Origin of the sequence: Rhodoferax ferrireducens (assembly GCF_049302455.1) — a bacterium.
Taxonomy (GTDB): Bacteria; Pseudomonadota; Gammaproteobacteria; order Burkholderiales; family Burkholderiaceae_C; genus Rhodoferax; species Rhodoferax ferrireducens_B.
Genome location: NZ_JBAQMD010000053.1, coordinates 24,094 through 31,899 on the forward strand (window position 1 = coordinate 24,094; position 7,806 = coordinate 31,899).

Annotated in this window: 9 protein-coding genes; 4 read left to right on the forward strand and 5 right to left on the reverse strand. The window is 63.7% G+C overall.

Annotated elements, in window-relative coordinates:
• Positions 1-134: 134 nt before the first annotated feature.
• Entirely contained in the window at positions 135-827 is a 693-nt protein-coding gene (locus WA157_RS09625; RefSeq protein ID WP_422620734.1) for a response regulator, read from the reverse strand.
• A complete protein-coding gene (locus WA157_RS09630; protein ID WP_422620735.1) occupies positions 824-2,311 on the reverse strand; it encodes a PAS domain-containing sensor histidine kinase in 1,488 nt (495 codons plus the stop codon). Before WA157_RS09630 ends, WA157_RS09625 begins: the two co-directional genes overlap by 4 nt.
• 288 nt (positions 2,312-2,599) lie before the next feature.
• Here WA157_RS09630 and WA157_RS09635 point away from each other — a divergent pair, with 288 nt between their 5' ends.
• The 4 genes from WA157_RS09635 (at position 2,600) to WA157_RS09650 (ending at position 6,114) form a co-directional block, all read left to right on the forward strand.
• Complete coding sequence (locus tag WA157_RS09635) at positions 2,600-3,028, forward strand: Hsp20/alpha crystallin family protein (RefSeq protein ID WP_422620736.1); 429 nt, start codon at positions 2,600-2,602, stop codon at positions 3,026-3,028.
• A gap of 179 nt (positions 3,029-3,207) precedes the next feature.
• Positions 3,208-4,434, forward strand: coding sequence for a multidrug effflux MFS transporter (locus WA157_RS09640; RefSeq protein ID WP_422620737.1), 1,227 nt, complete (start codon positions 3,208-3,210; stop codon positions 4,432-4,434).
• A complete protein-coding gene (miaA, locus tag WA157_RS09645; protein ID WP_422620738.1) occupies positions 4,421-5,464 on the forward strand; it encodes a tRNA (adenosine(37)-N6)-dimethylallyltransferase MiaA in 1,044 nt (347 codons plus the stop codon). The genes WA157_RS09640 and miaA overlap by 14 nt, the downstream gene beginning before the upstream one ends.
• Positions 5,461-6,114 carry an ABC transporter ATP-binding protein gene (locus WA157_RS09650; RefSeq protein WP_422620739.1) on the forward strand — a complete coding sequence of 218 codons (654 nt, stop codon included), beginning with the start codon at positions 5,461-5,463 and terminating at the stop codon, positions 6,112-6,114. Before miaA ends, WA157_RS09650 begins: the two co-directional genes overlap by 4 nt.
• A 17-nt stretch (positions 6,115-6,131) precedes the next feature.
• On the opposite strand, the gene WA157_RS09655 is transcribed toward WA157_RS09650, so the two are convergent.
• From WA157_RS09655 to WA157_RS09665, 3 genes are all read right to left on the reverse strand, one after another.
• Positions 6,132-6,563, reverse strand: coding sequence for an ExbD/TolR family protein (locus WA157_RS09655; RefSeq protein WP_318667488.1), 432 nt, complete (start codon positions 6,561-6,563; stop codon positions 6,132-6,134).
• A complete protein-coding gene (locus tag WA157_RS09660) occupies positions 6,553-6,978 on the reverse strand; it encodes an ExbD/TolR family protein (protein WP_422620740.1) in 426 nt (141 codons plus the stop codon). Before WA157_RS09660 ends, WA157_RS09655 begins: the two co-directional genes overlap by 11 nt.
• A gap of 3 nt (positions 6,979-6,981) precedes the next feature.
• The coding region (locus WA157_RS09665) for a MotA/TolQ/ExbB proton channel family protein (RefSeq protein WP_422620741.1) at positions 6,982-7,806 on the reverse strand (825 nt) is incomplete at its 5' end.

The following is a 7,806-nucleotide window of genomic DNA, read 5'->3' on the forward strand; positions in this document are numbered from 1 at the left end:
GAGGCCGCACCCGGTGGGCGCCTAAGCCAATCCCTGCAACAAACTGTAAGGGTCCCCTTGCGTCTCGTCTGTAGGGAGATATAGACGCCTTGCGCGGGCAGCCGTGGACAATTAAGGCAACACGAGCACCAAATTCACTGCTGTTCCACTTTTCCCATGGCCCCGTCCGTGGCGCGGCGGCTACGGTTGGTTGACTCGTCGGCGTCGATCAGCTTATGGCGCACGGCCAGTCGCACCAGGCCCGGGACGTCGCGCACACCGAGCTTGGCCATCAGGCGACTGCGGTAGGTGGCGACCGTTTTGGGCGACAAATGCAGTTGAGTGCCAATTTGGGAGCTGGAAGCGCCCTTGACCACCATGATGATGATTTGTTGCTCACGCGGGGACAGCGTGCTTAACGGATCTTCGTCCTTGAGCGTAAACACCTGCAGCGCGAGGTCGGCCACTTCGGCACCCAGATGTTTCTTGCCACGCACCGCCGCGTCAACCGCGCTCAGCAGATCGCTGACCGCTGAGCCCTTGAGCACATAGCCGCTGGCCCCCATGCGCAGGGCCTCGGCCACCTGGCGCGGCTGCGCCGACATGGTCAACACCACGCAGCGCGTCGGCAGGTGGCGCCGCTGCAGCTCAGCGAGCAACTCGAAACCCGAGCGCTCACCCAGATTCAGGTCGAGCAGCAGCACCTCGGGGCGCATGCGCAGCAAATCTGCCAGGGCTTCGGTCGGGTCGGCTGACTCACCCACCACCTTGTGACCCTTGGCCTCCAGCAGGGCGCGCAAGCCTTCGCGCATGATCTGGTGATCATCAACCAGGTAAACGCCGGTCATAGGGCACCCCATTCAGAATCATGCTCAGGCTCAGGCTGCCAATAGAAACTCACACACGTACCCCTGTCTTCACCGGCGCCCACCGTCACCGTCGCACCAATCGCCTGCGCCCGTTCGTGCATGCCGAAGACCCCCAAGTGACCACTTGGAACCGCGGCCCCGGCCGGGATGCCGACCCCGTTATCAAACACCTGCAACTGCAACGACTGCTGCGTGCCCACCAGGCGCACCGCGATGGCCGACGCGTTCGCGTGGCGCAAGGCGTTTTCAAGCGCCTCTCGGGCCACCATGAAGGCCGCATATTCAACCTCACCGGGCCAGCGCATCGGCTCAATCTCGGGCGGCACGTCAATCGAGAAGTCGATCTGGGGTTGGGTCAGCGAACGGTTGCGCAACTCATTGTCGAGCGCGGCGACGAGCCCCTGGTCCTCCAGCAAGGGGGGGCGCAAATCAACCAGCACTTGCCTGACCTGTTGGATCGCATGGCCAACGAGCTTGCCCAGTTGCGCCTGCTGCCGCTGTACGGCCGCCGGGGTATCTTTGGGCTGCACGGCCTGAATCGTTTCATGCGCCATGCGAACCGCGGCCAGTGTCTGGCCCAGTTGGTCATGCAAGGTCTTGGCCAGTTGCTTGACCAACGTTTTTTCCTGCGTCATGAGCCGTTGCGTCAGCTCCGAGAGTTGCGCCCTGGACTGCCGGAATTTGGCTTGCGAACGGGCGCGTTCCGTGACATCGCGCAGGCAGGCAATCAGCCGCCGCTCCTGGTGGACGATCACCTGTGAGAGTGTGCCTTCCAGATCCATTTCCTGGCCATCGGCACGCAAGCCCTTGACAACGCCCATGCCCATCATGTGGCTGATCGCCCCAGAGTCGGCAAATGAGCGCAACTGCTGCGGATGCACGGCCCGGTAGCGCTCAGGCAACAGCAGCGCCATGTTTTGACCCAGCATACGCTCCCGACTGTAGCCAAAGATGCGCTCGGCGCCAGGGTTGAACACTTTGATCACGCCCTCAACAGTCATGCTGATGATGGCATCGGTTGTCGAGTCAAGCACGGCAGTCAGTGTCCGGTGCTCCTCTTGCAGTTGCTGCTTGGCACGCTGCTGCGCCGTCAGATCGCGCACCAGCGCAAGGCGCGCCTGGATGCCGTCAAGTTCGACGTATTCGGTCACCACCTCGACGTCAATCAGGTCGCCATTGGCGAGCCGGTGCCGCCACAGCGTCTGGGTTACGGGCTCGCCACACGCCAGTTGCAGGTGTTGCTGCGCTTGTGCCGCTTCGTCTGGCGGATGGAGGTCAAGCACGGTCAAGCCGACAAACGCCTGCTTGCTGTACCCATACTGCGCCAGGGCGGCGTCGTTGACGGCCAGCATGCCCAGTGTTTGCACGTCATAAACCCACATCGGCAGCGGACTTCTCTCAAACAGCAGCCGATAGCCAATATCGAGCTTGCGCGCGGTGTCTTCAGAAAGAGGCGTCTCCATGCGCGGCTTCAGTCAGGATAGATGGGGTGGACGACGATCATGCTGCTTCAAGGTCATAGCCATGGGAATTATCTCAATGAACACGAAATACTTAAAAGTTACTACATGCAACCGGGCATAGCTTAAACGACCCGGCTGCGGGGCTGTGCACTAATTTCCACTGGCTTGCGAGTTATCAAATCACCAGCCCATGTTGTGACTAACCTTGATTTGTTGCGGTCACGCAGGCACACCGGAGCGAGCGCGACGCACATCACCTGTGCCAACTCTCCAATGAAAGGAACCATCATGGCCAGCTTACGTTTGTTTGACCCCACCCTCACCGATCCCTTTGACACCATGTTCAGGCGCTTTGCGGCGCCCATGCGCACCGACAGAACGCTTGACGATCTGGATATTCGGGTCGATGTGGTCGAGAAAGAAGGCATGTACAAGGTCCGCGCCGACCTGCCCGGCGTGAAAAAAGAAGACATCAATGTCCGCATCGACGGCAACCTGGTGCAAATCGACGCCGAGACCAAGGGCGAAAAAGAATTCAAGGGCGAGGGCGGCAAAGTGCTGCGCAGCGAGCGCTACTACGGCTCCGTCTCCCGCAGCTTCACGTTGGCGCAAGACGTGGACGAAAGCAAGGCCGTCGCCAAGTACGAAGACGGCGTGTTGTCCCTGGATCTGCCCAAAAAGGCGACCACGGAAGCCAAGAAACTGACCGTCCAATAAAAGAATGGGGGAACAGGCCACGTTTTCTCGTGGCCTGTCTTCTTTCGGCGCCCTTGTTCCCCTGATTGCCGCGTCGTTCGCCGTGCTGGCGTTGACGCCAGCACGGCAATTCATGGCTGCCCCATCGTCCCCGCGGCAGCGGTCGATCACGGCAAGGCTGATCTGATACGCTCAGCCGAATGCCTGCCCAACTCGCCGCCCCTGCCGTTACCGCCATGCCGCCCGGCCTGGTCATTTTGCTGCTCTCTTTGCTGCTGGGGCTGCAGCCCATCACCACCGATTTGTACCTGCCCGCACTGCCGGCTTTGACCGCCGGTTTTGGCGCGCCGATGGCGCAGGCACAGCTCACGCTGAGCGCTTTGCTGCTGGCCTTTGGTCTGTCACAACTGGTCTGGGGGCCGCTGTCGGACCGCTTTGGCCGGCGCCCGATTCTGCTGTGGGGCATGGCGGCCTATGTGCTGGCGTCGATTGCCAGCACACTCGCACCCAGCATGGCCATGCTGATTGTCTGGCGCACGGTGCAAGGCGCCGCCATGGGCGCGGGCGTGATGTGCGCGCGCGCCATCGTGCGCGACCTGTACACGCCGCTGCAGGGTGCGCGCGTGATGTCCAAGGGCTTGAGCGGCTTGGGCGTCATTGCCTGCCTGAGTGCACCACTGGGCGGGCTGCTGGCAGGCTGGTTCAGCTGGCGCGTGGCGCTGTTGGCGCTTGCCGTTTTTGGTGCCGTCTGCCTGGCGCTGATTGCCTGGCGCTTTACCGAGACTCTGGCGCAAAAGAATCTGAAAGCATTGCGACCCGCCGCATTGGGGCGTACCTGGCTGGCGATTGTGCGCAACCCGACCTTTGTGGCGTTTTCAGCGCTGTCTGCGGCATCGTACGGCGGCTTGTTCACGTTTTTGGCGGCGTCCTCCTTTGTCTTTATCCAGGTGCTGGGCTGGCGCACCAGCGCCTACGGACTGCTGATGTTCAGCAATTCGCTGGCGTATCTGCTGGGCACTTTTTTGTGCCGTTACTGGCTGACGCGTTTTGGCGTGCGCCGTGCCGTGGCGCTCGCGGGCGGCCTGTCGCTCAGCGGGGGCAGCCTGATGGGCGTGATGGCGCTGGCCGGGCTGCACAACGGCTGGGCCCTCATGCTGCCGCAGTACCTGTTCATGCTTGGCCACGGCGTGCACCAGCCGTGCAGCCAGAGCGGCGCGGTGGGGCCGTTCCCGCAGGCCGCCGGCGCCGCATCCGCCTTGAACGGTTTCTTGATGATGATCGCCGCCTTTGCCATGGGCGGCTGGCTCGGCACCCACATGGATGGCACGGTGCTGCCGCTGGCGCTGGGCGTATGGTTCTGGAGCGTATTGATCGCGTTGGCGGCATGGACGCTGGTGCAACGACAAGGCCAACATGATGAACACTGAGCGCCCGGCGCGCCCTCTTCACCCGCCGCACCCGCCTCGTTACCTGGCGCTGGCGGGCCCCACCGCCTCCGGCAAAACCGCTGCCGCACTGGCCATCGCGCGTGTGCATGAGGTCGAGATCATCAGCGTCGACTCGGCACTGGTGTACCGCGGCATGGACATCGGCACGGCCAAGCCCAGCGCCCACGAGCTGGCCGCGGTGCCGCACCACCTGATCAATATCCGCGACCCGCTGCAGGCCTACAGCGCCGCCGAGTTTGTGGCCGACGCCCAGACTCTCATCGCCGACATCACGGCACGCGGCAGACTGCCGCTGCTGGTGGGCGGCACCATGCTGTACTTCAAGGCGCTGCTGGAAGGGCTCGACCCCATGCCCAAAGCCGACCCGGCCACGCGCGCGCTGATCGCCACAGAGGCAGCCGAGCAAGGCTGGCCCGCGTTGCACGCCGCGCTGGCCGAGGTGGACCCGGTGAGCGCCAAGCGCCTGCACCCGGCGGACTCCCAACGCATTGCCCGGGCGCTGGAGGTTTACCGGCTGTCGGGGCAGCCGCTGTCGTCCTTTCAGACTACTAAATTAATAGCAACAAACGAAGATGCGACGGGGGCTGGAGGCCAAAAATGTTTAAATTTTCCTGAAAATGACAGGTGCCTGATTTCACTCGAACCGCAAAACCGCGCCTGGCTGCACCAGCGCATTGCCGATCGCTTTGATGCCATGCTGGTGGCCGGTTTTGTGGACGAGGTGCGAGCCCTGCGCGCACGCGGCGATCTGCAGGCCGATTTACCCGCCATGCGCTGCGTCGGTTACCGGCAAGCCTGGCAGGCGCTCGATGGTCTGTGGCCGATGAGCGAGCTGCGCGACAAGGGCATCTGTGCCACGCGCCAGCTCGCCAAGCGCCAACTGACCTGGCTGCGCTCCATGCAAGAGCGCCACGTGGTGGCCTGTGACGCGCCCGATGCGCTGGATCAGGTGCTGGCGCTGGCGCGCGAGTTTGTGAATGCCAGGAACAAGCTGCAAGGTCAACCATGAGTCTGGTGGTCTCCAATTTAAGCAAGCACTACGGCGCGGTGCCGGTGTTTGCCAACGTGTCCTTGAGCGTGCCCGACGGCGAGTTTGTGGCGATCGTGGGGGAGTCCGGCGTTGGCAAGTCCACCCTGCTCAACTGTCTGGCCGGGCTGGACCAGTGGGACAGCGGCTCGGTCGTTCTCGATGGTCTTGATCTGGGGCAGTTGAACGACGACCAGCTGGCGCGCCTGCGGCGGGAAAAAATCGGTTTTGTATTCCAGGCCTTTCACGTGCTGCCGCACCTGGATGTGGCGCAAAACGTGGCGCTGCCCTTGATGCTGCTCGGCCAGCACGATGATGCCCGGGTGCAAGCCATGCTGGCGGCGGTGGGCTTGGGCGGCCTGGGCGCGCGCCTGCCGCAGCAACTCAGTGGCGGCCAGTTGCAGCGCGTGGCCATTGCCCGCGCGCTGGTGCACCGGCCTAAATTACTGCTGGCCGACGAGCCCACCGGCAACCTGGACCCGAGCACCGCCGTCAGGGTGATGGACGCCCTTATTAAGCAGGCCCGCCAACAACACGCCTCACTGGTGCTGGTCACCCATTCGCAAGCGGCGGCCACCCGCGCCGACCGGGTGCTGCGGCTCGCTGCGGACGGGCTGTTTACGCCCGGCTGATCCCTGCCGCGCAGGCTTCAACGGGCGTACTCGTCCAGACCCACCACCCCTATTTTTTGCAGGCCCATCTGCTGCGCGGCCGTCAGCACCGCGGCCACGGCGTCGTACTTGGCGCTACGGTGCGCCCGGATGTGAATCTCGGGCTGTTCGCTCAGTTGTGCTGCGGCCTGCAGGCGCTGGTCCAGCTCGACGCGGCCGGCCATAGGCTGACCGTTCCATAGCAGCTGGTTCTGGGCGTTGACCTCGATCTTGACCACCAGCGGTTCGGTTGGCATGGACAGGGGCGCGCCGGCCGGCATTTCCATATTGACCGAGTGCAACTGGATCGGGATGGTGATGATGAGCATCACCAGCAGCACCAGCAACACGTCGATCAGCGGCGTGATGTTCATCCCCGAAGCGACATCGAGTTCTGTCGGGTCCGACGCCTCGTCAAAATCAATGGCCATGAGGCGGCTCCGTCACAAAGCCAATGCGCGTGATGCCGGCCTGCTGGCAGGCATACAGCACCCGCGCCACGGCCTCGTAGTCGGCGCGGGCGTCGCCCCGAATGTGCACCTCGGGCTGCGGGGTTTGCCGGGCAATTGGCGTGAGCTTGTCTTGCAGGCTTTGCGCGTCAGTCAACCGGGCATCAAACCAGTAGGTGCCGCCACGGGCATCGACCGAGATCACCACGGTCTGCGGCTGGCGCTGCTGCAACTGGTTCGCCTCCCGGGGCAGGCGCACGGCCACCGAGGTGTTGATGACCGGAATGGTGATCAGAAAAATAATCAGCAGCACCAGCATCACATCCACCAATGGCGTGGTGTTGATCTCGGACAGCACGGCGTCGTCCTCGCCCTCCTCCCGGTAGGTGATCGCCATGACTCAGGCCACCTGGCTGGCAGCGCCGGCGCGCTGGCTTTTGTCGATTTCAACCAGCAGCAGGGTGTGCAACTCGGAGCCAAAACCCTTGACCGCGTGCAGCGTGACCCGGTTGCGCCGCACCAGCCAGTTGTAGCCCAGCACCGCCGGCACCGCCACGGCCAAACCCAGCGCCGTCATGATGAGCGCCTCACCCACCGGTCCGGCGACTTTTTCGATCGATGCCTGGCCCGAAACGCCGATCGTCACCAACGCGTTGTAAATGCCCCAGACGGTGCCGAACAGCCCAACAAATGGCGCCGTCGACCCGATAGTGGCCAGCACCGACAGCCCTTCCTGGCTGCGCATCTGCAGTGTCGCCACCGAGCGCACGATGTCCTGACTGAGCCAGCTGTTCATGTCAACCTGGCCGGCCAGGCTGTAGTAGCGGCGTGCAGCCTCCAGCGCCGACTCGGCGATGAAGCGAAACGGGCTGGCCTTGTCCAGGCCTTCGACGCGCCTGTTCAAGGCGTCCGCACCGGCAAAGGCCTTCTTTGCCGCTTTCGCCTGCGCGCTCAAGCGGCCCTGCGCCAGCAGCTTGGCGATGATGAAGTACCAGCTGAGCAAGGACATGAGCGCCAGCAGCAGCAGCGTCGTGCGGGCCACCAGATCCCCTTGTTGCCACACTGAGCGCATGCCGTAAGGATTGGCCAAAGACTCGCTGGCGGGCGGGGTGAGCAGCGGTGCGGCCATGGGTGGCACCGCAATGGCGGGCGAGGCGGCGGCCATGGGCGTTTCACCGGCGGCGACGGGCGCTGCGGGCGCTGCGGGTGCTGCGGGTGCTGCGGG

Bases quoted from the DNA above. Each gene is read 5' to 3' on its own strand.
- WA157_RS09625 (WP_422620734.1), bottom strand. From the start codon at position 827: ATGACCGGCGTTTACCTGGTTGATGATCACCAGATCATGCGCGAAGGC.
- WA157_RS09630 (WP_422620735.1), bottom strand. From the start codon at position 2,311: ATGGAGACGCCTCTTTCTGAAGACACCGCGCGCAAGCTCGATATTGGC.
- WA157_RS09635 (WP_422620736.1), top strand. From the start codon at position 2,600: ATGGCCAGCTTACGTTTGTTTGACCCCACCCTCACCGATCCCTTTGAC.
- WA157_RS09640 (WP_422620737.1), top strand. From the start codon at position 3,208: ATGCCTGCCCAACTCGCCGCCCCTGCCGTTACCGCCATGCCGCCCGGC.
- miaA (WP_422620738.1), top strand. From the start codon at position 4,421: ATGATGAACACTGAGCGCCCGGCGCGCCCTCTTCACCCGCCGCACCCG.
- WA157_RS09650 (WP_422620739.1), top strand. From the start codon at position 5,461: ATGAGTCTGGTGGTCTCCAATTTAAGCAAGCACTACGGCGCGGTGCCG.
- WA157_RS09655 (WP_318667488.1), bottom strand. From the start codon at position 6,563: ATGGCCATTGATTTTGACGAGGCGTCGGACCCGACAGAACTCGATGTC.
- WA157_RS09660 (WP_422620740.1), bottom strand. From the start codon at position 6,978: ATGGCGATCACCTACCGGGAGGAGGGCGAGGACGACGCCGTGCTGTCC.